Annotated in this window: 18 protein-coding genes; 12 read left to right on the top strand and 6 right to left on the bottom strand. The window is 71.2% G+C overall.

Annotated features, from left to right (window positions below):
* Nucleotides 1-177 precede the first annotated feature (177 nt).
* From LH076_RS14795 to LH076_RS14755, 9 genes are all read left to right on the top strand, one after another.
* Complete coding sequence (locus LH076_RS14795; protein WP_227781521.1) at nucleotides 178-1125, top strand: ABC transporter ATP-binding protein; 948 nt, start codon at nucleotides 178-180, stop codon at nucleotides 1123-1125.
* Nucleotides 1122-1925, top strand: a complete 804-nt coding sequence (locus tag LH076_RS14790) for an ABC transporter permease (protein WP_227781520.1) — start codon at nucleotides 1122-1124, stop codon at nucleotides 1923-1925. The genes LH076_RS14795 and LH076_RS14790 overlap by 4 nt, the downstream gene beginning before the upstream one ends.
* A gap of 1 nt (nucleotide 1926) precedes the next feature.
* Nucleotides 1927-2712, top strand: a complete 786-nt coding sequence (locus LH076_RS14785; RefSeq protein ID WP_227781519.1) for a hypothetical protein — start codon at nucleotides 1927-1929, stop codon at nucleotides 2710-2712.
* 25 nt (nucleotides 2713-2737) lie between these two features.
* The gene (locus LH076_RS14780) at nucleotides 2738-3205 is read left to right on the top strand and encodes a PGPGW domain-containing protein (protein ID WP_227781518.1); all 468 of its coding nucleotides are present in this window, start codon (nucleotides 2738-2740) and stop codon (nucleotides 3203-3205) included.
* Between the two features lie 201 nt (nucleotides 3206-3406).
* The gene (locus tag LH076_RS14775) at nucleotides 3407-4159 is read left to right on the top strand and encodes a glycosyltransferase family 2 protein (protein WP_265333824.1); all 753 of its coding nucleotides are present in this window, start codon (nucleotides 3407-3409) and stop codon (nucleotides 4157-4159) included.
* Between the two features lie 40 nt (nucleotides 4160-4199).
* Nucleotides 4200-7454: an exodeoxyribonuclease V subunit gamma gene (gene recC, locus LH076_RS14770; RefSeq protein WP_227781516.1), complete on the top strand. Its 3255-nt coding sequence runs from the start codon at nucleotides 4200-4202 to the stop codon at nucleotides 7452-7454.
* A complete protein-coding gene (locus LH076_RS14765; protein WP_227783651.1) occupies nucleotides 7454-10684 on the top strand; it encodes a UvrD-helicase domain-containing protein in 3231 nt (1076 codons plus the stop codon). The genes recC and LH076_RS14765 overlap by 1 nt, the downstream gene beginning before the upstream one ends.
* Nucleotides 10681-12387, top strand: coding sequence for an exodeoxyribonuclease V subunit alpha (gene recD / locus LH076_RS14760; RefSeq protein WP_227781515.1), 1707 nt, complete (start codon nucleotides 10681-10683; stop codon nucleotides 12385-12387). Before LH076_RS14765 ends, recD begins: the two co-directional genes overlap by 4 nt.
* 57 nt (nucleotides 12388-12444) lie before the next feature.
* Complete coding sequence (locus LH076_RS14755; RefSeq protein WP_227781514.1) at nucleotides 12445-13068, top strand: ACT domain-containing protein; 624 nt, start codon at nucleotides 12445-12447, stop codon at nucleotides 13066-13068.
* 14 nt (nucleotides 13069-13082) lie between these two features.
* Here the strand turns inward: LH076_RS14755 and LH076_RS14750 are convergent, their stop codons facing one another.
* Nucleotides 13083-14477 (bottom strand): aminotransferase class I/II-fold pyridoxal phosphate-dependent enzyme, encoded by a 1395-nt coding sequence (locus LH076_RS14750; RefSeq protein ID WP_227781513.1) that lies wholly within the window; start codon nucleotides 14475-14477, stop codon nucleotides 13083-13085.
* A 21-nt stretch (nucleotides 14478-14498) separates the two neighbouring features.
* Here LH076_RS14750 and LH076_RS14745 point away from each other — a divergent pair, with 21 nt between their 5' ends.
* Nucleotides 14499-14939, top strand: a complete 441-nt coding sequence (locus LH076_RS14745) for a nitroreductase family deazaflavin-dependent oxidoreductase (RefSeq protein WP_227781512.1) — start codon at nucleotides 14499-14501, stop codon at nucleotides 14937-14939.
* Nucleotides 14940-14969: 30 nt separating this feature from the next.
* The gene (locus LH076_RS14740; RefSeq protein WP_227781511.1) at nucleotides 14970-15914 is read left to right on the top strand and encodes a 1,4-dihydroxy-2-naphthoyl-CoA synthase; all 945 of its coding nucleotides are present in this window, start codon (nucleotides 14970-14972) and stop codon (nucleotides 15912-15914) included.
* A 28-nt stretch (nucleotides 15915-15942) separates the two neighbouring features.
* Here the strand turns inward: LH076_RS14740 and LH076_RS14735 are convergent, their stop codons facing one another.
* The 3 genes from LH076_RS14735 to gabT all read right to left on the bottom strand — a co-directional run bounded on the left by LH076_RS14735 (nucleotide 15943) and on the right by gabT (nucleotide 20017).
* Entirely contained in the window at nucleotides 15943-17337 is a 1395-nt protein-coding gene (locus LH076_RS14735) for an NAD-dependent succinate-semialdehyde dehydrogenase (protein WP_227783650.1), read from the bottom strand.
* 68 nt (nucleotides 17338-17405) lie between these two features.
* Nucleotides 17406-18692, bottom strand: a complete 1287-nt coding sequence (locus tag LH076_RS14730) for a Glu/Leu/Phe/Val family dehydrogenase (protein WP_227781510.1) — start codon at nucleotides 18690-18692, stop codon at nucleotides 17406-17408.
* Nucleotides 18689-20017, bottom strand: a complete 1329-nt coding sequence (gabT, locus tag LH076_RS14725) for a 4-aminobutyrate--2-oxoglutarate transaminase (protein ID WP_227781509.1) — start codon at nucleotides 20015-20017, stop codon at nucleotides 18689-18691. The genes LH076_RS14730 and gabT overlap by 4 nt, the downstream gene beginning before the upstream one ends.
* Before the next feature lie 71 nt (nucleotides 20018-20088).
* Here gabT and LH076_RS14720 point away from each other — a divergent pair, with 71 nt between their 5' ends.
* The gene (locus LH076_RS14720; RefSeq protein WP_227783649.1) at nucleotides 20089-20976 is read left to right on the top strand and encodes a LysR family transcriptional regulator; all 888 of its coding nucleotides are present in this window, start codon (nucleotides 20089-20091) and stop codon (nucleotides 20974-20976) included.
* Here the strand turns inward: LH076_RS14720 and LH076_RS14715 are convergent.
* On the bottom strand, nucleotides 20952-22592 hold the full coding sequence (locus LH076_RS14715; protein WP_227781508.1) for an amidohydrolase: 1641 nt from the start codon (nucleotides 22590-22592) through the stop codon (nucleotides 20952-20954). The genes LH076_RS14720 and LH076_RS14715 overlap by 25 nt on opposite strands.
* Nucleotides 22589-23992 (bottom strand): APC family permease, encoded by a 1404-nt coding sequence (locus LH076_RS14710; RefSeq protein WP_415753135.1) that lies wholly within the window; start codon nucleotides 23990-23992, stop codon nucleotides 22589-22591. The genes LH076_RS14715 and LH076_RS14710 overlap by 4 nt, the downstream gene beginning before the upstream one ends.
* Nucleotides 23993-24009 lie beyond the last annotated feature (17 nt).

Here is a 24009-nt window from a genome sequence, read left to right as displayed (position 1 = left end):
CAGTTCAGTAAAAATCGGCGAAGTTGCGGGACGTCGGCGTGGGCGAGGTCTACTGTTCTCGTCAGACCCCCTGCTGACCCGAGACGGCAGGGGGTCTTTCCATGTCCGCTCCCTCTCCGGCTGCAGTCGTCCAGTCATTCAGGTTGCGGTCAGCAGCGCGTCACTACGTTCCGCCGTATGACAGAACCCATTCCCCTGGCGGTGGACGCGGAGCGGCTCGTGAAGTCCTTCGGCAACGTCCGCGCAGTCGACGGCGTCTCCTTGCAGGTGTCGCCCGGAGAGGTCTACGGGATCCTCGGGCCGAACGGCGCCGGGAAGACCACGTTCCTCCGGATGCTCTTCGGTCTCATCCGGCCCGATGCGGGCACGCTTCGCGTCCACGGTCGCGAGTGGGCCACCGAGGGCACAGGCGTGCTCGACGGCGTCGCGGGCTTCATCGAGGCGCCCCGCTTCTACCCCTACCTGACCGGCCGCCAGAACCTCGAGAGTATGGCCCGGCTCGACGGCAACACCCGCCCGGGCCTGATCGACGAGGTCCTGTCCACCGTGGACCTCCTTGACCGTGCTGACCGCAAGGTCGGGGGCTGGTCCTACGGCATGCGGCAGCGCCTCGGCGTGGCCGCGTCGCTGCTGCGCGAGCCCAAACTGCTTGTGCTGGACGAGCCGGCCAACGGTCTCGACCCGGCCGGCATCCGCGATATGCGTGCACTGGTGAAGGACCTGGCCTCCAGCGGCCTCACCGTCCTGCTCTCCTCGCACAACATGGAGGAGGTCGAAGAGATCTGCGACAACGTCACGATCATGAAATGCGGCACGGTCGCCTTCCACGGCTCGATCGCCGACCTACGGGCGATGGCTCCCGACCCCGGGCACGTGCTCGACACCACCTCCAACCTGCAGGCCCTGTCCGTCGCCGCGGGGCGGCCGGGCCTCGTCGTGGACCTCGACGAGTCTGGCCAGCTCCATGTCGTAGGCGCGGAGGAGCCGGTGGCGGCGTACGTCGGCGCGCTGGTGCAGGCGGGGATCGGGCTGCGTCAGCTCACGCCCACCCAGACGCCGCTCGAGTCGCTCTTCTTCCTGCTGACCGACTCGGGCCTGCCCGAGAATGAGGGAGCTGCGGCATGAGGACCCTCGGCTTCGAGCTGCTCAAGCTCCGTGCCCAAGTCCGCACGCGCGTGCTGCTGATCAGTGCGCTGGTCGCGCCCATCCCGATCGCGTTCGCGATCCATGCCCAGGGCAACCCGCCCAAGGACACGCTCTTCGGCCGCTACGCGACGACCAACGGCTTCGCACTCGGCCTCCTGGTTCTGGCGTTCGCCGCCCAATGGATCCTGCCGCTGCTGACGTCGATCGTCGCGGGGGACATCTTCGCCAGCGAGGACCACCACGGGACGTGGAAGACGATCCTCACCCGCTCGGTCAGCCGCTCGTCGATCTTCATCGCGAAGACCCTTGCTGCACTGGGGTTCGGTGTTCTCGTACTCATCGTTCTAGGGATCTCGACGATCGTCGCGTCGGCACTGGTGGGCGGTCGCGGCGCCCTGATCGGCCTGACCGGTCAACTCATCCCCGCTGCACATGCGTGGCGTTTCGCCGCACTCGCATGGCTCACTGCCATTCCGCCGGTCATCGCCTTCACCTCGCTCGCAGTGCTGCTCTCGGTGTGGTCGCGCAATGTCGCCGTCGGCGTCGCGACACCGGTCGTCCTCGGCATGGTGATGCAGCTGGTCGGCGCCATGGGCGGAGCCGAGGCGCTCCGGCCCTACCTCCCCACCACCGCCTTCGAAGCGTGGCACGGGCTCTTCGCCTCCCCCTCCTTCCTCGGACCCTTCGTCACCGGGCTGATCACCTGCACAGCCTGGACCGCGGCCTCACTTGGTCTGGCCTGGTCCATCCTTCGCCGTCGCGACATCACAGGAGGCTGACATGCGACGAATCATCCTGACCCTTCTCCTCTCCGTCCTGGTGGCCGTGGGCCTCGGCGGCGTCGCTGTCGCCACCTCGAGCGGGAGTCCGCTCACGCAGGCTCGCCTCGAGCGCTCGGTCACCGCATCCTTCGCCAACGTCTACGCCCAGCAGGCGGCGATCCTCGGCCATGAGGGCGTCACTGCGGCGTCGGCCGCACCGAAGGCCATGTGTGACAAGGGGCCCGGTGTCACGCAGAGCGGGCCGGGCACGAGTTGGAACTGTCTGATGTCGTGGAGCGACCCCAACGTCCCGATGCCGTCGACCGGCTACGGAAAGTTCGAGATCACCCTGCACAGCAACGGCTGCTACACGGTGGGCTCGCCCTCGACGCTGGTCGGGTACCAGACGATCACCGACCGCCGGGGCCGCACGGTCAGCAACCCGGCGTACGAGTTCGACGCCTGCCTCGACCCGAAGTCACCAGACACGCCGACGGGGGTGAGCTTTCCGTCGGCCGTCGCCATCACCACGACGACGGCCACTCCCGCCGCCGACGGCACACTCTCCGACGGGCTGGCGTGCGGTGTCGGCAGGGGTGGATGCGTCGGGACGATCACAGCGGTGGCCACAACGCCGAGCGGCGACGTGCCGATCGGAGAGGGGTCGTTCCGGATGAGCGAGCAGGCGACGCGCAATGTGCCGATCTCCGGCACGCTGCCGGCCGGGGCGACCCGGGTGACCTACACGGTCGACACGACGACCGGTGTCGCGCCATCGCCCCTGACGGTGCCCGTCGCCCGATGACGATCCGGCTCGTAGTCTCGGCAATGTGAAGCGTCTGCTCCTCGAGGGCGCCGGCTGGATCCTGGTGGCTGCAGGGATCGCGGCGCTGGTCCTGCCCGGCCCGGGCCTGTTGATGCTCTTCGCTGGACTCGCGCTCCTCTCCCGCCAGTACACGTGGGCCGAGAAGCGGGTCGAGCCGGTCAGGTTGCGGGCGCTGCGCAGCGCCGCCGACGGTGTCAGCACGAACCTGCGGGCAATGATGTCGACGCTCTTCGCACTCGCGCTCGGCGCAGTGGGCGTCCTGTGGATCGTGCAGCCGCCGGCTCCGAGCTGGTGGCCGCTGCGGAGCGCCTACTGGCTCCTCGGCGGAGCGTGGACGGGTGTGACCCTGCTGATCTCGGCACTCCTGGCCCTCGCGCTCGTCGGCTACTCCTACCGTCGTTTCCACGGCCATCCCGAAGCGGTCGCAGAGCTGCGAGGAGAGATCCGCGCCGCCGATGACGCCGACGAGTGACGGGCGTCTCCCTCGGGTCGGTAAGTCCGCCCACATCCGATCCACACTTAGGACCGGGACGATGTCCCGGAAAATCCGCGCCACCTGCGGAAACGCTGCCCTGTTACCGGATTGTGGATCATCCACGGTGCTTCTGATGCGGGCCAGAATCTCCGTCTGAGGGGGATTCACATGGGAGACAGCTCTGCTCTGGGCCCGCGCGTGAGTGTCGTTGTACCGGCACTCAACGAGGCCATGAACGTGCACTTCGTGCTCCGGCAGTTGCCGACGGTGCACGAGGTGATCCTCGTCGACGGAGGATCCGTCGACGGCACGGTCAGCGCCGCCCGCCAGGCGTGCCAGCACCTGACCGTCATCCGTCGCCTCGGCGCGGGCAAGGGCGCCGCGCTCGCCGCCGGCGTGACCTCGGCGACCGGCGACGTCATCGTCACCCTGCCGGTCGACGGCACCGTGGACCCGTCGACCATCCCGGCGCTGGTCGGTGAACTGGTCGCAGGCGCGGGCTTCGTCGCAGGCTCCCGGCGACTGTCGGGCGGCGGCTCCGCGGAGATGACGGCGCTGCGTGCGCTCGGGGACCGCCTCGTCAACCTTCTCGCCAATCGGCTGTACGGCAGTGGTACGACCGACATCGGCTTCGGCTTCTACGGGTTCTGGGCCGACCGGCGCGACGTGCTGGACCTCCCGGTCGCCAGCCAGGGCCGATGGGCCGACGGGGATCAGATCGACGTGCTCCTCACCGCCCGCGCCGCCCGCGCGGGGCTGACCGTGGCCGAGGTGCCGGTCGTCGAGCGCTTCCGGATCTTCGGTGAGCAGCCACGCACCGGCCTGCGGGACCTGGTGAACGCGCTGCGTGCGCTGTGGTCGGAGCGGCGCCGTCCCGTGTCCGTCGCGCAGAGCATCGAGGTGCATCCGGCGCATGCGCTGCAGATGCTCGAGCGAGCACTCGCGTCGTAACGCCGTGCCGGCTGTCGGCGCGGGCAGATAGGTTGCGACGGTGGTCCTCCACCTCCATCGCGCCGCGCGTTCGGACCTGCTCGTCGCAGGTCTGGCGGAGCTGCTCGCCGTGCCCGGGGAGGACCCCTTCGCGACCGAGGTCGTGGTCGTTCCGGCCCGCGGGGTCGAGCGTTGGCTCTCGCAGAAGCTGTCGGACCGCCTCGGTGTCTGTGCCGGCGTCGACTTCCGCACCGCACCCTCGCTGATCGCGGAGATCCTGGGGACCGGTGACGAGGATGCGTGGGCCCCCGAACGCCTCACCTGGCCGCTGATGTCGGTCATCGACGCCACCCTCGGTGAGTCCTGGGCGTCGCCGTTGGCCCGTCACCTGGCCCAACCCGGTCGTCGCCTCGCGCTCGCCCGTCGCCTCGCCCGCCTCTTCTCCTCGTACGCCGGCCAGCGTCCGTCCCTCGTCGCCGACTGGACCGCGGGCGGGTCGTCGGACGGCCTCGGCGGGGTGGTCCCCGAGGACCTCGCATGGCAGCCCGAGCTGTGGCGGCGCCTGGTGGCGTCGGTGCCGGTCATGGCGCCGCACCTGCGGCAGGCTGCGGTGGTCGCGCATCTGCAGGACGGTCCCGCCGGCGACCTGCCGTCGCGCGTCTCGCTCTTCGGCCACACCCGGCTGTCCGCCTCGGAGATCGAGCTGCTCGGCGCGCTCGGTGAGCACCGCGAGGTGCACCTGTGGTTGCCGCATCCCTCGGCCCCCTTGTGGGCGGCGCTCGACGATCTGGGCGGGCCGGTCGTGCGGGCCGAGGACCGCTCACACGAGCACGTCGGGCACCCGCTGCTCGCCTCACTCGGGCGCGACGTACGGGAGCTGCAGCGGTCGCTGTCCCGGGTGGAGCTCGTCGACGAGCCGGTCGCGGCCGGCGTCGAGGCTCCGCCGACGCTGCTCGGCTGGCTGCAGTCGGACCTGCGGGCCAACGTCGTCGAAGTGACCTCGGATCGGGTGGTGGCCACGGGCGACCGGTCGGTGCAGCTGCACGCCGCCCATGGGCCGGCGCGCCAGGTCGAGGTGCTGCGCGAGGTGGTGCTCGGGCTGCTCGCCGACGACCCGACGCTCGAGCCACGCGACGTCCTCGTGATGTGCCCCGACATCGAGACCTATGCACCGTTGTTGGAGGCCTCCTTCGGGCTCGCCGACGTGGTCGGCCCTGAGGGACATCCGGCGCACAAGCTGCGCGTTCGCCTGGCCGACCGCTCGCCCGAGTCGACCAACCCGCTCCTCGGCATCGCCTCGACGCTCCTCGACCTCGCGGGTGGCCGTGCGGGTGTGGGTGAGGTGCTCGACCTGGCCCATCTCGAGCCCGTGTGGCGGCGGTTCGGACTGCGCGACGACGACCTCGAGCAGCTGGCGACCTGGGCCGCGGAGACCGGCATCCGCTGGGGTTTCGATGCGGCGCACCGCGAGCCGTTCGGCCTCGGCGACTACGCCGCCAACACGTGGGAGTTCGGCCTCGACCGGCTCCTGACCGGCGTTGCGCTCTCCGACGACGCCGGCGCCTGGCTCGACGCCACCCTGCCCCTCGACGACGTCGGCAGCGGCTCGATCGAGCTGGCGGGCCGGCTCACCGAGCTCGTCCACCGCCTCCGTGACGTCACCGACCGTCTCGTCGGTGAGCACCCGCTCGGGCACTGGCTCGACGCCCTGGTCGAGGGTGTCGATGCGCTCACCTCCGTGAAGGGGGACGACGGATGGCAGTACGGCCAGCTGGTCCGCGAGCTCGGGCGGATCCGCGCCGCAGCGGACGGGGTGGATGCCGGGACGCTGGGCATCGCCGACGTGCGTGCGCTCCTCGCCGACCGCTTGGCCGGGCGGCCCACGCGTGCGAACTTCCGCACCGGATCACTCACGGTCGCCACGCTGGTGCCGATGCGCTCGGTGCCGCACCGGGTCGTCGCCGTACTGGGACTCGATGACGGCGTCTTCCCGCGCGCGCGGGCCGTCGACGGGGACGACCTGCTCGCCCGGACACCGATGACGGGGGAGCGCGACCTGCGCACCGAGGACCGGCAGCTGTTGCTCGATGCGATCCTCGCGGCGAAGGACACCCTCGTCGTCACCTGGACCGGTGCTGACGTCTACTCCGGCCAGCCGCGCCCGCCGGCCGTGCCGCTCGGTGAGCTGATCGACGCCCTCGACCTGACGGCCACCGCTCCCGACGGGCGGCGGGTCTCCGAGGTCGTGACCGCGCGACATCCGCTGCAGCCGTTCGACGCCCGCAACCTGACGCCCGGAGCGCTCGTGCCCGGCCAGCCGTTCACCTTCGACCGCTCCGCGCTCGCCGGCGCCCGCTCCGCCCTCCAGGAGCGGACTCCGGTGCCTCCGTTGCTCGATGCGCCCCTGCCCGTCGCCGGCGACCGTGACGTCGGACTGGAGGAGCTGCTGGCGTTCTGGAAGAGCCCTGTGCGCGGGTTCTTCCGGCAGAGCCTCGATCTCGCCCTGCCCCGGGACGAGGAGTCGCTCGACGACGGGTTGCCCGTCGAGGTCGACCAGCTCGTGCAGTGGGGTGCGGGCGACCGCATCCTCGGCGACCTGCTCCGCGGCTTGCACCCCGACCAGGCGCGCCAGCGGGAGTTCCGCCGCGGCGTGGTGCCGCCCAAGTGGCTCGGCTGGCGGCTCCTCGACGAGGTCGTCGCCAAGGCGAAGCCGATCGGCGCCGAAGGCCTCCGGCTCCGCGGCAGTACGCCGTCGCGGACCGTCGACATCGATGTGGACCTGGGCGGCGGCCGCCGCCTGCGCGGCACCGTGGGTGACCTCTTCGGCGACCGGATGGTCACCGTCCACTACAGCCGGTTGGGTGCGTCCCACCGGCTCCAGTCGTGGATCAGGTTGCTCGCCCTGGCGGCGACCGACGAGGACCGGGCTTGGTCGGCGCTGACCCTCGGGCGAGCCGGCGGCGCGCGCGGCGCGGCCTTCTCGCTGTCCCAGCTCGGCCCACTCGACCACACCGCGCGCGCCGTGCTCCGCGACCTCGTCTCGCTGCGCGAAGAGGGGCTCGCGATGCCGTTGCCACTGCCGCTGAAGACCTCCCTCACCTACGCGCGCCATCGCCGCACCGGCATGGATCACGACGGTGCCCTCGAGAAGGCCGGCTGGGACTGGCGCGACGGGAAGTTCCCCGGCGAGCAGTCGGCGGCCGAGCATGCCCGCGCCTGGGGCGCCCGGGCGCCGCTGCCCGAGCCGGATCGCTTCGCCGATCTCGCGCTGCGGCTCTGGAGCCCGTTGCTGGTGGCAGAGCAGGGGTCGTGGTGATGGTGCCCTTCGACCTCGCCGGGCCGCTGCCGACCGGCACCACGCTGCTCGAAGCCAGTGCCGGCACGGGCAAGACCTTCGCCCTGGCCACGCTGGTGACCCGCTATGTCGCCGAGGGCGTCGCGACGCTGGACCAGATGCTGGTCATCACCTTCGGCCGGGCCGCGACGCAGGAGCTGCGCGAGCGGGTGCGCGAGCATCTCGTGGTGGCTTCTCGCACGCTGGAGGATCCGGTCCAGCGAAGGCGGGTGCTCGACGCCCTCGCCTCCTTCGACGGCGCGACGATCGCGACCACGCACCAGTTCTGCCAGATCGTGCTCCGCTCCCTCGGTGTCGCGGGTGACTCTGATCCCGGCACGACCCTCGTCGACTCGGTGGACGACCTCGTGGTCGAGATCGTCGACGACCTCTACCTCGGACGCTACGGCTCGGTGAACGCCACTCCGCCGATCTCGCGCGACGTCGCCCTGACCGTGGCGCGGGCGGCGGTGGAGGATTCCCAGTCGGTGCTGGCGCCCTCGGCCGGCGATGCCCCTGGCGAGGCTCGGGTCTCCTTCGCCTGCGCGGTCCGTGACGAGCTCGAGCGCCGCAAGCGCCGCCTCGGCATCCTGTCGTACGACGACCTCCTCTCCCGTCTCGCCGACGCACTGTCCGACGAGCACTCGCCGGCCCGGCTGCGGATGCGGGAGCGCTGGCGGATCGTGCTCGTCGACGAGTTCCAGGACACCGACCCCGTGCAGTGGCAGGTCCTCTCCCGGGCCTTCGACGGGCACGCGACGCTGGTGCTGATCGGTGATCCGAAGCAGGCGATCTACGGCTTCCGCGGTGGTGACGTCGCGACCTACCTCGCTGCGGCTTCGACCGCAACCACGCGCGCCACGCTGGCGGTCAACTGGCGCACCGACGCCGACCTGATCTCCTCGCTCCGCGTCGTCCTCGACCAGGCGCAGCTCGGCGACCCGGAGATCGCGGTGCTGCCGATCGAGGCCTCACGGCCGGGCACCCGCCTCGTCGGGGCGGGCGCACCATGGCGGATGCGGCAGGTGCGTCGCGAGGGTTTCAAACTGCGCAAGGGCGACATCGCGGCCGCTGACGCCCGCTCCTTCGTCGCGCGTGACTGCGCGGCTGACATCGCCCGTGTCCTCTCCGAGGGTGCGAGCTGGGACGGCGAGCCGGTCCGCGCGGGGCAGATCGCGGTCATCGTCTCCCAGCGGGCGCACGGCGCCCTGGTCGCCCGGGCGCTCGCCGCACGCGGAGTGCCGGCCGTGACGACCGGCGGCGGTGACGTCTTCCAGACCGAGGCAGCTGATGCCTGGTGTGCACTCCTCGAAGCCCTGGAGTCACCGCACCGCACCGGCCTCGTCCGGGCCGCGGCTGTCACGCCGTTCTTCGGCCTCCGGGCGTCCGAGCTGGTCGCCGGCGGAGAGTCGCTCACCGCCTCGCTCGCCGACACCCTGCGCGGCTGGGCCCTCCTGCTTCGCGGCCGTGGTGTCGCCGCCCTCGTCGAGGCCGCCGAGGAGCGAGGACTGACGGCCCGGATCCTCGGGCAGGTCGACGGCGACCGGCTGCTGACCGATCTCCGCCATCTGGGGCAGTTGCTGCACGACGTACAGACGACGGAGGGGTTCGGGCTCACCGGGCTGCTGGAGTGGTTCCGCGACGAGCGCCGGCGGGTGGCGGCGACCGAGCGGCCGCGGCGGCTCGACTCCGATGCGGCGGCCGTGCAGATCGTGACGATCTGGGGAAGCAAGGGGCTGGAGTACCCGATCACCTATCTGCCCTTCGCCTACGACAACTGGGTCAATGACCGGCCCGACGTCGTGCGCTTCCACGACCGCGACGTCTCCGGTCTGCCGGTGCGCTCCCTCGACGTGTCCGGCTCGGGTGCACACCTGGCGGCGCACCTCAGTGAGGGCCTGGGCGAGGAGCTGCGCACCCTCTATGTCGCGCTCACCCGGGCGCAGTCACAGGTGGTCACGTGGTGGGCGCCGACCTTCAACACGCCCCCGTCCGGCCTGCATCGACTGCTCTTCGGCCGTCGACCCGGCACGGCCGAGGTGCCGGAGCGGATGGACCTCCGCGACGACGACGGCGCCGCCGCGGTCTTCACCGCATTGGCGCAGATGGGCGGTCCCTCTCACGAGATCGCGGCGATCGCACCGGCGTCGGCCCCTGCGGTCCGGGCACCGGTCCCCGAGCTGGCCGTGCGCCGCTTCGACCGCTCCATCGACCTCGACTGGAAGCGGACCTCCTACTCGGCCCTCATCCGGGTCGAGGAGACCGTCCCCTCGATCGGCTCGGAGGCGCCCGAGGCCGGCAAGGACGACGAGCCCGACCCCGCCGAATCGGCGGTCCCCTCCCCTCGAGTCGGGGAATCCCTGCTGCCGAATCCGGACCTCCCTGACGACGAGCTGGGGCTGAGGTCGCCGATGGCCGACCTGCCGGCCGGGGCCGGCTTCGGCTCACTCGTGCATGCGGTGCTCGAGCACGCCGACCCCGAGGCGCCGGACTTCCGCGCCGAGCTGGTCCGCTGCCTCGAGGAGCAGCTGCGCTGGTGGCCGGTCGACGCGTCGGTCAACGAGCTCGCCGACGGGCTGCTGCCGCTCAACCAGACCTCCCTCGGCCCGGTGGCCGGCGGGTTGTCGCTGCTCGGGATTCCGTTGCGCGACCGGCTCCGAGAGCTCGACTTCGAGATCCCGCTCACCGGCGGCGACGAGACGCGCAGCGAGGTCCGGCTGCGCGACCTGGCGGGTGTGCTGCGGCAGCACCTGCCCGCGGACGATCCGCTGTCGTCGTACGCCGACAGGCTGGAGAGTCCGGCGCTGGGCGACCAGCTGCTGCGCGGCTATCTCTCGGGCTCGATCGACGTGGTCCTTCGCCTTCCCGGTGATGACGGCGGGCGCTTCGTGATCGTGGACTACAAGACCAACTTCCTCGGCGAGACGGTGGGCGACTACACGCAGCCCAAGCTGGCCGAGGCGATGCTGCACTCGCACTACCCGTTGCAGGCGATGCTCTACGGCGTCGTGCTGCACCGCTACCTCTCCTGGCGACTTCCTCTCTACTCACCTGAGCGTCATCTCGGCGGGGTGCTCTACCTCTACGTCCGCGGCATGGCCGGTGCCGAAACGCCAGTGCTCGAAGGGGATCCGACCGGTGTCTTCCGCTGGGAGCCGCCGGCGTCGCTGATCGTCGCGCTCTCGGAGCTGATCGAGGGGGAGACGCCGTGATCGAGACCTGGGAGCCGGTCGATGCCTTCGACGCGCGCTACGCACGCGGCACCGTCGGGGCGTTGCGGGTGTTCAACGAGGCGGGCGTGCTCACCGCCGCCGATGTGCATGTGGCGGCGCGGCTGGGCGAGCTGGTCCGCGAGCCTTCCGATCAGGCGCGGCTCGCGCTGGCACTCGCTGTCCGCGCGGCGCGGCAGGGATCGGTGTGTGTCGACCTCGCGGCACTGATGGCCGAGGCACCCGAGCTGCCGTGGCCCGTCGCGTCTGGGGAGGAGTGGCTGGAGCTGTGTCGCGGGTCCAAGCTCGCCGAGCAGGTCCTGCGCTTCGAGGACGGCCTGCTCTACCTCGACCGCTACCACCGCGAGGAGGGGCAGATCCGCGACGACCTCCTGGCGCGACTGTCGGCGCCCGTCCGCGAGGTCGATGCCGCCCAGCTGGAGGCGAGTGCGGCACGGATCTTCCCCGGTGAGGGGTACGCCGACCAGCGGGCCGCTGCGCTCTCGGCCGCTCGCCAGTCGACGACCGTGCTGACGGGTGGGCCCGGCACCGGCAAGACGACGACCGTCCGTGGTCTGCTCGAGCTGCTCGAGGAGCAGGCCGCTGCTCCTCTGCGCATCGCCCTGACAGCACCGACCGGCAAGGCGGCGGCGCGGTTGCAGGAGTCGGTCGGCCGGACTGACCTCGTCGCCTCGACCCTGCACCGCCTGCTGGGCTGGCGACCGGGCTCGTCGACGCGGTTCCGGCACCACCGCGGAAACACCCTGCCGCACGACGTGATCATCGTCGACGAGACGTCGATGGTGTCGCTCACCATGATGGCGCGGCTGCTCGAGGCCGTGCGGCCCTCAGCGCGGCTGGTGCTGGTCGGGGACGCCGACCAGCTCGCGTCGGTCGAGGCGGGAGCCGTGCTGGCCGACCTGGTCGAGGGCCTGCGGAGCCGTGCGCCGGAGGCGGTGGCGGCGCTCCGCACGTCGAAGCGGTTCGGCGCGGAGATCGGTGCCCTGGCCTCGGCGCTGCGAGCAGGTGACGCCGACACGGCCCTCGAGCTGTTGGGCTCCGGCTCTGCGGCGCTCTCGCTCATCGACCCGGAGGACGCCGTGGCGATGGGTGTCCTGCAGGCGCGGCTGACCGCCCACGCCGTCGGCCTGCATGAGGCCGGCGCGCGCGGAGACGTGGCGGGAGCGCTCACCCTGGCCGACGAGCACCGGCTCCTCTGCGCCCACCGCGACGGCCCGGCCGGAGCGGCCTTCTGGAACCGCCGCATCGAGCGCGCGCTGGCCGATGCGCTCGGGCTCGTGCACCTGCCGGAGTGGTATCCCGGACGACCGATCCTCGTCACTGCCAATGACTACGGGCTGGAGCTCTTCAACGGCGACACCGGCGTGGTGGTCTCGTCGTCGACCGGGTCGAAGCTCGAGGTGGCGATGTCGGGCGCCCACCCGTCGACGTACGCACCGTCGAGGCTGGCCGAGGTCGAGACCCTCCACGCGATGACGGTGCACAAGTCGCAGGGCTCCCAGGCCCGCGCCGTGACGGTCCTGCTGCCGCCGGCCGACTCGCCGCTGCTGACCCGCGAGCTCTTCTACACGGCTGTCACGCGGGCGCAGGAGCGGGTCACGGTGGTGGGTTCGACCGACTCGGTGAGGGCGGCGATCGAGCGTCGTGCGCAGCGGGCGACCGGTCTGGTCCAGCGGCTCCGATGACCGTGGGCGTGACGCGGGAGAAGTGTCTCCGTCACACCCATCCGGTAGGTTCGTTCGGTGCCTTACCTGCTGCGCGTCGAGCTTCCCGACGTCCCCGGCTCGCTCGGTCGACTCGCCTCGGCGATCGGTGAGGCCGGCGGCGACATCGAGGCGATCGAGATCGTCGAGAAGTCCCACGAGGGATGGGCGGTCGACGATGTGCTCCTCGAGACGGCGCCGGGATCGATGCCGGACTCCATCGTCTCGGCGTGCAACCAGCTCGACGGCGTGCGGGTCATCTGGATCTCGCGGTACGCCGCCGGCGGCAACCTCTTCCTCGACCTCGAGGCCGTCGAGAGCCTGACCGAGGAGCCCGCCCAGGCGCTCACGCGTCTGGTCGAGGTGCTGCCCCACACGTTCCGCTCCGACTGGGCGGTCCGGATCCACCGGGCGAGCGGCACGATCGACACCACCGAGTCGGCACCGCAGGACCTTCCGTTCGTCGAGATCGAGCGGGCCTGTGCCCTCGAGATGGACGTCGACGACGAGCATCCCGACGACGAGGCGATCTACGCCGGGGCCCGCATCGACGGCAACGAGATCGTCGTCATCGGCCGCCGCGGGGGACCGGACTTCCTTGACTCCGAGCTGGCGCGGCTGGGGCACCTGGTCAGCCTCGCGGCCTCGATCGCCCGGCCCTAGTCACTGGTTCCTCGTCACCGGCCCTCGACGACCTGGAAGGTCGCCAGCGTCGGGTCGGCGGCATAGGCGATCCGTACGCCGGCCGCGGCTGCGGCCTGCAGCAGGTCGATCGTCGACGCCGTGATCTCCTCGCCCGGCACGAGGACCGGGACGCCCGGGGGATAGGGCGCGATGACCTCCGCGCTGATCCTGCCGATCGCGTCGGACGCCGGGACTGTCGACGTACGGGCGAAGAAGGCGTCGCGCGGGGTCATGGGGGCGGGAGGAAGCGCCCATTCGGCGGTGAGCGACTGCCCTTTCGGGCGTGAGGGAGTGCCCTTTCGGCGGAGGACGACCTCGACGAGGCGCTCGATGTCGGAGGGGCGGTCCAGCAGGGTGAGGATCGGGATGAGCGTCGTCTCGTCGGCCTGCTCGGGAGCGAGTCCGGCAGCGATCAGGTCCTGCTCGATCTCGAGGCCGCCGCCGGGGAGGCGGATGACGAGCTTCGTCGGGTCGATTGAGTGGGTGTCGGGGCCCGGGACCTCGAGCCCCGCGGCCCGCAGTCGGGTGCGGGCGGCGGCGACGGACTCGACGAGCTCGCCGAGGAGACCGCGACCGATCTCGCTGTCGAGCAGCGTGACCGCGGCATCGGTGGAGGCGAGGATCGATCCGGCCGGGCTCGTCGTGAACGAGAGGTCGAAGGCCCGCTCGAGCCGGTCGGCCGAGAGTCGCTCGGTCCGGGCGAGCACGAGGGAGGCCTGCGAGTAGGCGGGCAGGTTCTTGTGGGCGCTGGTGACCAGGGCGTCGGCGCCCAGGGACAGCGCATGCGGCGGCAGCGAGGGATGGAAGCCGAGGTGGGCTCCCCACGCCTGGTCGACGACCACCGCGAGTCCCGCCGCGTGGGCGATCTCGATGAGGGACTCCCGGTCCGACAGTGTCCCGAGGTACGACGGCTCGACGAGGAAGAGTGCGCGCGCGGCGGGCCACTCGGCAACGGCCGAGCGCAGCTGGGCGGGCGTGATCCCCGTGATCAGCCCGTCCGTCACGGCGGGTGAGATCCACCGCGGCGTCAGGCCCGCGAGGAGGAGCCCGGAGAGCACCGACCGGTGAGCGTTGCGGGCGACCAGCACCTCATCGCCCGGCGATCCGACCGCGAGCGCCAGCACCTGGTTGGCGTGCGTCGACCCGCCGGTGGAATAGCGGCACCAGTCCGCGCCCCAACGGACCGCGGTGCGGGCCTCGGCCGTGGCGAGCGCCGAGACGGCGGTCTTCACCGGAGCCAGCCCGCCGAAGAGCGGGACGTCACCCTGGTTGACCTCGCCGAGCTCGGGCCAGATCTCGCCTGAGCGCTGCTTGTGGCCGGGGATGGTGAACGGGTGTCCGGGCCTGGACACGAAGCGGGACCACGCGTCCAACAGCTCGGAGTGCATGGCGTCAGTATTCTCGAAAGCATGACCTCCTCTGACTACATCCCCAGCCCCGCCGAGTGGGTCCGCGACCAGGTCGAGGCGTTCGAGGCCTCCAACGGCGCTGAGGCCAACACACTGCGCGACACCGGCGACCCGATCATCCTGATCACCAACCGTGGCGCGAAGACCGGCGCGATCCGCAAGACCCCGCTGATGCGCGTCGAGCGCGACGGCAAGTACCTCGCCGTGGCCTCCAAGGGTGGCGCCGACGAGAACCCCGTCTGGGTCAACAACTTCCGCGCCTACCCCGACGTCGAGCTCCAGGACGGAGCGACGAAGAAGAAGTACGTCGCCCGCGAGCTGTCCGGTGACGAGCGCGCGGAGTGGTGGGACTACGCGGTGCAGACGTGGTCGACGTACGGCGAGTATCAGAAGAAGACCGAGCGGCAGATTCCGCTTTTCCTGTTGGAGCCCGTCGGCTGACCTCCGCGTCGGGCCGATAGCCTCGCAGGCATGAGTGCGATCGAAGGCGTCAGCGAGATCTTCGACCCGGCGGACTGGGACGTGGTGCCCGGCTTCGACGACCTGACCGACCTCACCTACCACCGGGCTCGCGCGCATGGAACTGTCCGGATCGCCTTCGACCGCCCCGACGTGCTCAACGCCTTCCGGCCGCACACCGTCGACGAGCTGCTGCGCACCCTCGAGCACGCGCGCCAGTCGGCCGACGTCGGGTGCGTGATCCTGACCGGCAACGGACCGAGCGCCAAGAACGGCAAGTGGGCCTTCTGCACCGGCGGGGATCAGCGCATCCGCGGTCGCGCCGGCTACCAGTACGAGGACAAGCTGATCGGCGCCGACGAGACCGGAGGCGAGGAGCCGTCGGTGATCGACAAGGCCAGGCTCGCGCGGCTGCACATCCTCGAGTGCCAGCGACTGATCCGCTTCATGCCCAAGGTCGTCATCTGCGTTGTCCCCGGCTGGGCCGCTGGTGGCGGTCACTCACTCCATGTCGTCTGCGACCTGACGCTGGCCTCGAAGGAGCACGCGCGGTTCAAGCAGACCGACGCCGACGTCGGCTCGTTCGACGGTGGCTACGGCTCTGCCTATCTCGCCCGGCAGGTGGGCCAGAAGTTCGCCCGCGAGATCTTCTTCCTCGCCGACGAGTACACCGCGCAGGACATGCACGACATGGGTGCGGTCAACCGTGTCGTCGAGCACGCGCAGCTCGAGAAGGTCGCGCTCGAGTGGGGCCGGAAGATCAACGGCAAGTCGCCCACCGCGCAGAGGATGCTCAAGTACTCCTTCAACCTCCTCGACGACGGCCTCGTCGGCCAGCAGCTCTTCGCCGGCGAGTCGACGCGCCTCGCCTACATGACCGACGAGGCCCAAGAGGGTCGCGACCAGTTTCTCGAGAAGCGCGAGCCCGACTGGAGCCCGTACCCCTGGTACTACTGATCAGCGGGCTGCGCGGGCGTCGCGCAGATCACCAGGCGACGCTGAAGTACTGCGTCTCGGTGAACTCCTCGAGCCCGGCTCGAGCGCCCTCGCGTCCGAGGCCGCTCTGCTTCACACCGCCGAACGGGGCGGCGGGGTCGGAGACGAGGCCGCGGTTGACGCCGACCATGCCCGCCTCGAGCCTCTCGGCCAGGTGGAGTGCGTCGCCGAGGTCACCGGCGTAGACGTACGCCGCGAGGCCGAGTTCCGTTCCGTTGACGAGTTCCAGGAGCTGGTCGGTGTCGGTCCAGGTCACGATCGGAGCGACCGGGCCGAAGATCTCCTCCTGGACGACGTCGGCGTCAGGGGGGACGTCGGCGAGCACGACCGGACTGTAGAAGTGTCCGTCGGCGGTGGCGGCTGGAGCACGGTGGGCGATGCGCGCGCCGCGGGCGAGTGCATCGTCGACCAGACGGGCCACTCCGTCGACGGCCTGCTTCGAGATGAGTGGGCCGATCTCGGCCCCTCCGTCTGCAGGGCCGACGGTCAGCGCCTCGACCCGGGCCCCCAGCTGGGCGGTGAACTCGGCCGCGACGTCGGCGTGGACGTAGAACCGGTTCGCCGCGGTGCACGCCTGGCCACCGTTGCGGAACTTCGCGATCATCGCCCCCTCCACTGCCGCCGGTACGTCGGCATCGGCCGTCACGACAAAGGGAGCGTTGCCACCCAGCTCCATCGAGGTGTTGACGACCCGGTCGGCCGCCTGGCGGAGCAGCAGTCTGCCCACGCGGGTCGAGCCGGTGAAGGAGAGTTTGCGGACCCGCGGGTCATCCAGCCAGGCCGAGACGATGGCACCCGCGTCGGTGCCGGGGACGACGTTCACGACGCCGTCGGGCACGCCCGCTTCGGAGAGGAGGCGGGCGATGGCCAGCGCCGTGAAGGGGGTCTCGGCGGCCGGTTTCAGCACGACGGTGCACCCCGCCGCCAGGGCGGGTGCGATCTTCCGGGTCGCCATGGCGGCGGGGAAGTTCCACGGCGTGACCAGCGCGGCCACGCCGACGGGTCGGTGGGTCACGATGGTGCGCGTCCCACCGGCCGGCGAGGAACCGAAGTCGCCACCGGGGCGGACGGCCTCCTCGGCGTACCAGCGGAAGAACTCGGCGGCGTAGACGACCTCGGCCTTCGCGTCGGCGAGGGACTTGCCGTTCTCGGCCGCGATGAGGGCGGCGAGGTCATCGGCGTCGCGCAGCATGAGCTCCCGGGTTCGCGAGAGCAGCTCGCTGCGCGTCCGTGGCGGCACCACCGCCCATCCCGGGAAGCGTGCGTCGGCCGCATCCACGGCTGCGATCGCGTCGCTGCGGTCGGCGTCGGCGACGTAGCCGAGGACTTCGGTGGTGGCCGGGTTCTCCACTGCGAAGACCCCGGAGCCGCCGGAGCGCCACAGGCCACCGACGAGGAGACCGGTGTCGGGTTCGAGCGCTTCGATGAGCCCCGAGATGGGGGAGATGTCGGTCACGGGTAGAGCCCTCGCAGTTCGTGTGCTCGATAGACGCGCTCCACCGCCATGCACGTGGCGGCGAGGCGCAGGGACAGGTGCTTGCTGTCGGCGTAGGCGACGACGTCGTCCCAGGCCTTGTTCATCCGGCCGACGAGGCGGTCGTCGACCTCCTCCTCGCTCCACCAGTACGACTGGTTCGCCTGGACCCATTCGAAGTACGAGACGACGACCCCGCCGGCGTTGGCGAGGATGTCCGGTACGACGAGGACCCCCTGCTTGGAGAGGATGCCGTCGGCCGCGGAACTCACGGGGCCGTTGGCGCCCTCCACGATGACCTTGGCCCGGACCGCGGCGGCGTTGTCGGCGTGGATCACGCCCTCGATCGCCGCCGGGACCAGCAGGTCGACCTCGAGGGCGAGGAGCTGTTCGCCGTCGATCGGCGCGGAGCCCGGAAATCCGACCACCGTCCCGGTGGCGTCCACATGTGCCTCGAGGGCCGCGATGTCCAGCCCTTCCGGCGCGTGCACCGCTCCGTCGACGTCGCTGACCGCGACCACGGCGAGGCCCGCCTCGGCCAGGAACCGCGCGGCACCGCGGCCCACCTTGCCGAAGCCCTGCACCGCGGCGGTCGCGCCTTCGGGCGCGATGCCGACGTGACCGAGCGCACGCAGCGCCACCGCTGCGACGCCGCGCGAGGTCGACGAGGCACGGCCCAGGGAGCCACCGGCGTCGATCGGCTTGCCGGTGACGACACCCAGGACCGTGTAGCCCATGCCCACCGAGTAGGTGTCCATCATCCAGGCCATGGTCTGCTCGTCGGTCCCGACGTCGGGGGCGGGGATGTCCTGGTTGGGACCGATCAGTGGCGAGATCTCCGACGTGTAGCGACGCGTGATGCGCTCGAGCTCAGCCCGGCTGTAGGCGCGCGGGTCCACCCGTACGCCGCCCTTCGCGCCGCCGTACGGCACGTCGAGCAGGGCGCACTTCCAGGTCATCCACATCGCCAGGGCGCGGACCTCGTCGAGGTCGACACGTGCGTCGAACCGTACGCCGCCCTTGCCCGGACCACGGGAGTAGTTGTGCTGCACGCGGTAGCCCCTCAGGACCTCCACCGTGCCGTCGTCACGTCGCAGCGGAATCGAGACGCTCAACTCCCGACGGGGCTCGGCAAGAAGGGCGTGCACGTGGGGACGGAGGCCGAGGACCTCGACCGCCTGGGCGAGCTGCTCGCGGGCATCGTCGAGCGGGGAACGGGTCGACGCAGGGGTCGACGCGGCGGTCGGCACGACGGTGTCGCTCATCGCGCGGCCTCCAGTCCTGCGGCGACCACGTCGATTCCCTCGTGGAGGAGCGCATCCGAGATCGACAGAGGCGGGAGGAAGCGCAGGACGTTGCCCCAGGTGCCACAGGTCAACGTGATGACGCCCTCGCCGTGGGCGTACGCCGCCACGGCCCTCGCCAGCGCGGCATCCGGGTTGCCGCTCGTCGGATCCACGAGCTCCACGGCGATCATCGCGCCGCGACCGCGCACGTCGCCGATCCGGGCGTCCGCCTCCTGCAGCTTGCTGAGCCGCTCGCGGAAGACCGACTCGATCTCGCGGGCGCGGCCCAGGTATCCCTCGCCCTCGATCGTCTCGATCACGGCCAGCGCGGCGGCGCAGGCCAGCGGGTTGCCGCCGTACGTGCCGCCGAGACCGCCGGCATGGACGGCGTCCATGATCTCGGCGCGACCGGTCACCGCGGAGAGCGGCAGGCCACCGGCGATGCCCTTGGCGCTCACGATCAGGTCGGGCACCACGTCCTCGTGCTCGATCGCGAACCAGGTGCCGGTCCGGCCGAAGCCCGACTGCACCTCGTCGGCGACGAAGAGCACGCCGTTGGCCCGGCACCACGCAGCGACGTCCGCCAGGAACCCCGGTGCGGGGACGATGAAGCCGCCCTCGCCCTGGATCGGCTCGATGATGACGGCGGCGAGGTTGTCGGCGCCGACCTGGGCCTCGACCATGGCGATCGCCCGGCGGGCGGCCGCGGCGCCATCGACGTCGGCGACGTCCCGGAACGGGTAGGACATCGGTGCGCGGTAGACCTCACCGGCGAACGGACCGAAGCCATGCTTGTAGGGCATGTTCTTCGCCGTGAGCGCCATCGTGAGGTTCGTCCGGCCGTGATAGGCGTGGTCGAAGGCGACGATCGCGTCCTTGCCGGTGAAGGCGCGGGCGATCTTGACGGCGTTCTCCACGGCCTCGGACCCGGAGTTGAAGAGGGCCGAGCGCTTCTCGTGGTCCCCCGGCGTGAGCCGAGCCAGCTGCTCGGCCACCGCGACGTAGCTCTCGTAGGGGGTGACCATGAAGCAGGTGTGCGTGAACGACCTGACCTGGTCCACCACCGCGTCCACCACGAGAGGCGCGCTGCTACCGACGCTGGTCACGGCGATACCGGAGCCGAGGTCGATGAAGCGGTTGCCGTCGATGTCCTCGACGATGCCGCCCTCGGCGCGGCGGGCGAAGACGGGCATGGTGGTCGCGACGCCGGCGCTCACCGCGGCCTGCTTGCGTGACATCAGGGCCTGGGAGCGCGGTCCCGGAACGGCCGTCGCCAAGTGGCGAGTCTGGGGGAGAGAAGTCATGCCTCCACCATGCTCCCGCGACAGCTATGACGTCCAAGACTTGTTCGGCACTAGAATCATGCCTTGTGAGCATGGATCTACGCCTGATCGATTACTTCGTCGCGACGGCGGACCACGGGTCGGCGACGGCGGCCGCAGCGGCGCTGCACCTCACCCAGCCCTCGTTGTCCCGACAACTGCGCCATCTCGAGCGGCAGCTCGGCGTGACCCTCTTCGACCGCGATGAGCGCAGGCTCGTCCTGTCCCGTGCGGGAGAGCAGTTGCTGCCTCTCGCCCGTGAGCTGCTGACCCGCGCGGACGCCTTCGTCACGGCCGGCGCCGACCTCGCGGCGGGACGGCTGCAGCAGGTCCACCTGGCGGTGCCTACCACGACGTTCACCGACGTCGTCGCGCCCTTCCTGGCCACGCTCGGTGATGATGATCCGGTCGCCGTCGTACGCGAGCTCGACCCGCGCGGTGCGGAGGCGGCCATCGCCTCGGGCGCCGACCTTGCCATCGTCGGCAACCCGCCGGGCCGGCAGGTGCGGTCACTGTCCTTGGCGCGCCTCCCGATCTGGGCCTACGTCCGACCCGACGATGAGTGGAGCGGGCGTGCCTCCGTGGGTCTGGCGGACCTGGTCGCCAGACCGCTCGTGCTGATGAGTGAGCAGTTCCGCCCTCGCGTGCTGCTGGACGCCGCCGTCTCCGGAGCCGGGCTCGCCTACACCGAGGTCGTCGAGTGCGGGAACGCCCAGATCGCGCAGGCCTTGGCGGCGGCCGGCCGGGGCGTCGCGGTCGTGTCGGACGACCCTCGCTTCGACCTCGTCGCGGTGCGGGTGGAGGCCCCCGAAGGGGACCTCCGGCTCCGGTTGTACGCCGCCTGGGACCCGCGCCACCACGCCGCGGAGGCCCTCGCGACACTCGCGGGGCGCATCGCCGCCTTCTGTGCCGAGCGCTACGGCGCCGTCGGCGCCGTGTAGACGCACTCGCCGCCGACCCAGGTCTCCAGGACGTCGATCTTCGCGAGCGACTCCGGCGCACAGGTGACGGGGTCGTCGGCCAGCACCACGAGGTCGGCGAGCTTGCCCGGCGTCAGCGTGCCGCGGTCATCGTCGGCATGCACGGCGTACGCGCTGCCGACGGTGTAACCGCGCAACGCGGTGACGACGTCGATCGCCTCCTCCGGCATCCAGGGCTCGCCGCCGTCGAGCGGCGCACGGGTGACCGCGCACTGGATGCCGACCAGGGGCTCCATCTCGGCGACGTTCCAGTCACTGGAGAGGGCGAGGACCGCACCGGTCTCAGCCAGGGAGCGCAGCGGCCAGGCCTGGTGCCAGCGCTGTTCGCCGATGGCGTCGGCCCACGCATGACCCGGCCCGGCGATCTCGGGGCTGGCGTGGCGGGGCTGCATGCAGGCCACCACGCCCAGCTCGGCGAAGCGGCCGACATCCTCGGTCCGCAGGCACTCGACGTGCACCACCTGGTGACGGGCGTCGCGCGGACCGTTCACCGCCTGTGCGCGGGCGACGGCATCGAGCACCGTGGTGATCCCGCGGTCGCCCGTGGCATGCACGAAGAGCTGGAACCCGTCGGCGTCCAACGTCGTGACCAGCTCGGCGAACTCCTCGGCCGGCACGTAGGTCGCGCCCAGGTGCCCCGGCTCGTTGGCGTAGGGCGCATGCAGTGCCGCGGTGTGTGGCTCCACGACGTCGTCGATGTAGAGCTTGAGCGGCCCGACGCGCAGCCGGTCGTCGGCGTACGTGCGGGCGAGCTCACTGAACTCGCGGCGGTCCTCCTCCGTCGTGCCCGGGCCGTGGAACATGGCCAGGACCAGGCGTGAGCGGAGTCGCTGCTCCGTGCGCGCTCGCAGGAAGAGAGCGAGGTCGTCGGGGGAGTTCTGCGGCTCGACCACGGTCGTGATGCCGCACGCGATGGCGTGGTCCAGGCTGGCGGCGAGACGGCCGTACTGCCGGCCGGTGTCGGCCCAGGGCAAGCCTCGAGCCGCGAGCCCGGCCAGGCCGGCACGGGAGAGGCCCTTGACCGCGAAGTCGGCGACGAAGCCGGTGGGCCGTCCGTCCGCGTCGAGCTCGGCGGTGCCGAACGGCAGCTCGGCGCCGTCCACCCCGAGCGCCGTGAGTGCGGCGGAGTTCAGCCACAGCGTGTGGACGTCGTAGCTGAAGACGACGGCCGGGAGGTCGGGCACCAGCGCGTCGAGCTGGGCGGCGGTCGGATGGGCACCGTCGGCCAGTCCCGTGTAGGAGTACCCCTCGGCCTCGACCCAGGTGGCGTCCGGGTTGTCGGCTCGCCACGCCTCCAGCCGTGCGCCGATCTCCTCCATGGAGGACGCTCCGGCCAGCTGTGCGCACGCAGCGTCGGAGCCCAGCCGGACGTGGTTGTGCGCGTCGACGAAGCCCGGCACGACGGTCCGGCCCTTGAGCGGGATCACGCGTGTCGCGTTCCGCACGGCCTCGGGCGCGTCCTCGTACCTCCCGGTCCAGGCGATGCGGTCACCGGTGAGGGCGATGCTGTCGGCGTGTGGCGTGGCCGCGTCGAGCGTGTGCACGACGCCGCCGGTGAGGAGTACGTCGATGCTCACTGGTCGTCCCGGGCGTCGACGAGGAACCGGGTGGTGCCGCGGGGGCGGAGGTAGCCCACGTAGTAGACCAGCGCGAGCACGACCAGCGCGCCCGTGATGAGGAGGTCCGACCACGCGGACTCGAACAGCGCATAGCCCACCCCGACGATGACCAGGATCGGCGCGGCAGGCCACAGCGGCATTCGCCAGCCGGCGTGCGGACGCCGTCGGACGACGAGCGCGGAGGCGGCCAGCGTCAGGTAGACCGCCGACACGATCACGGACGTGATGCCCAGCAGCGACTCGATGTTGACCAGGTAGGCGAGCAGTGCACCGGGGAGTGCCACCGACAGCGTGGCGACCACCGGGGTGGACAGCCGAGGGTGGAGGGTGCTGAGGGCCTTGTTGACCGGGGCCGGCCATGCCTGGTCGCGGCCGGACGCGTAGATGACGCGGCCGTTCTGGAGCACCATGACGATGACGGCGTTGAGGATCGCGATGGCGATGCCGACGCTGATCGCCGCCGAGACGCGTGAGCCCGCCCACTCGGAGACGAAGTCGGGGAACGTGTGGTCTGCGAGCGACTCGATGCTTCCGGCGCCCAGCACGGTGGCGATGGTGGGGACGAGGATGATCACGGCACCGAAGAAGAGGGACCCGAAGACGGCCTTCGCGACGTTGCGACGGGGGTCGATGATCTCCTCGGCGAGGTAGGAAGCGGTGCCGAACCCGTTGACCACGAAGGTCGCCACGGCCAGACCCGAAAGGGCCACGCCCGCGGTGAGCGGCGTCAGGCCTGAGCCGTCGAGGACCTGGGGATGCCAGAGCGACTCGACTCCCCGGTGGGCATGGGAGAAGCCGAGGTAGGCGACGACCGCGGCCGCCACCGTCTCGACGGCGAGGAAGCAGCTGGTGACATAGGCGTTGGACTTGATGTCCAGCAGCCCAGTGACGGTCGCGAGCAGCATCACCAGGGCACCGGTGGTGGGTCGGTCGAGGTTGATGACCGGGGCGAGGTAGTCGGCAGTGCCGAGGGCGATGACCGGGGGAATGACGATCAGCGTGGCGGCGGTCAGCACGAAGGTGATCCAGCCCATCGCGCGGCCGAGGGTGTGGGTCACCATCACGTACTCGCCGCCGCTGCTCGGCGTGCGCGTGCCCAGCTCGGCGTAGCAGGCTCCGACACCGATCGAGATGACGATGCCCGCGACGAGCGCGAGAACCACGCCCGAGCCCTGACTCGCCAGCAGCTCGGGAACGATGATGAAGAGACTCGAGGCGGGAGTGATGCAGGAGATCGTGAGCATGATCGCGGCCGCGACGCCGAGCACGGGTTGGAGGCCCGCGGGCTTTCCGGGCGCCGTCAGGTCCTCGGCGACGGCAGGGGCGGACTCGCCGGACAGTGTGGGCAATGTGGACACCTCGTCGTGTGATTTGA

This window comes from Nocardioides sp. Kera G14, from assembly GCF_020715565.1.
GTDB lineage: Bacteria > Actinomycetota > Actinomycetes > Propionibacteriales > Nocardioidaceae > Nocardioides.
This window is presented reverse-complemented; position numbering and strand designations above follow the sequence as displayed.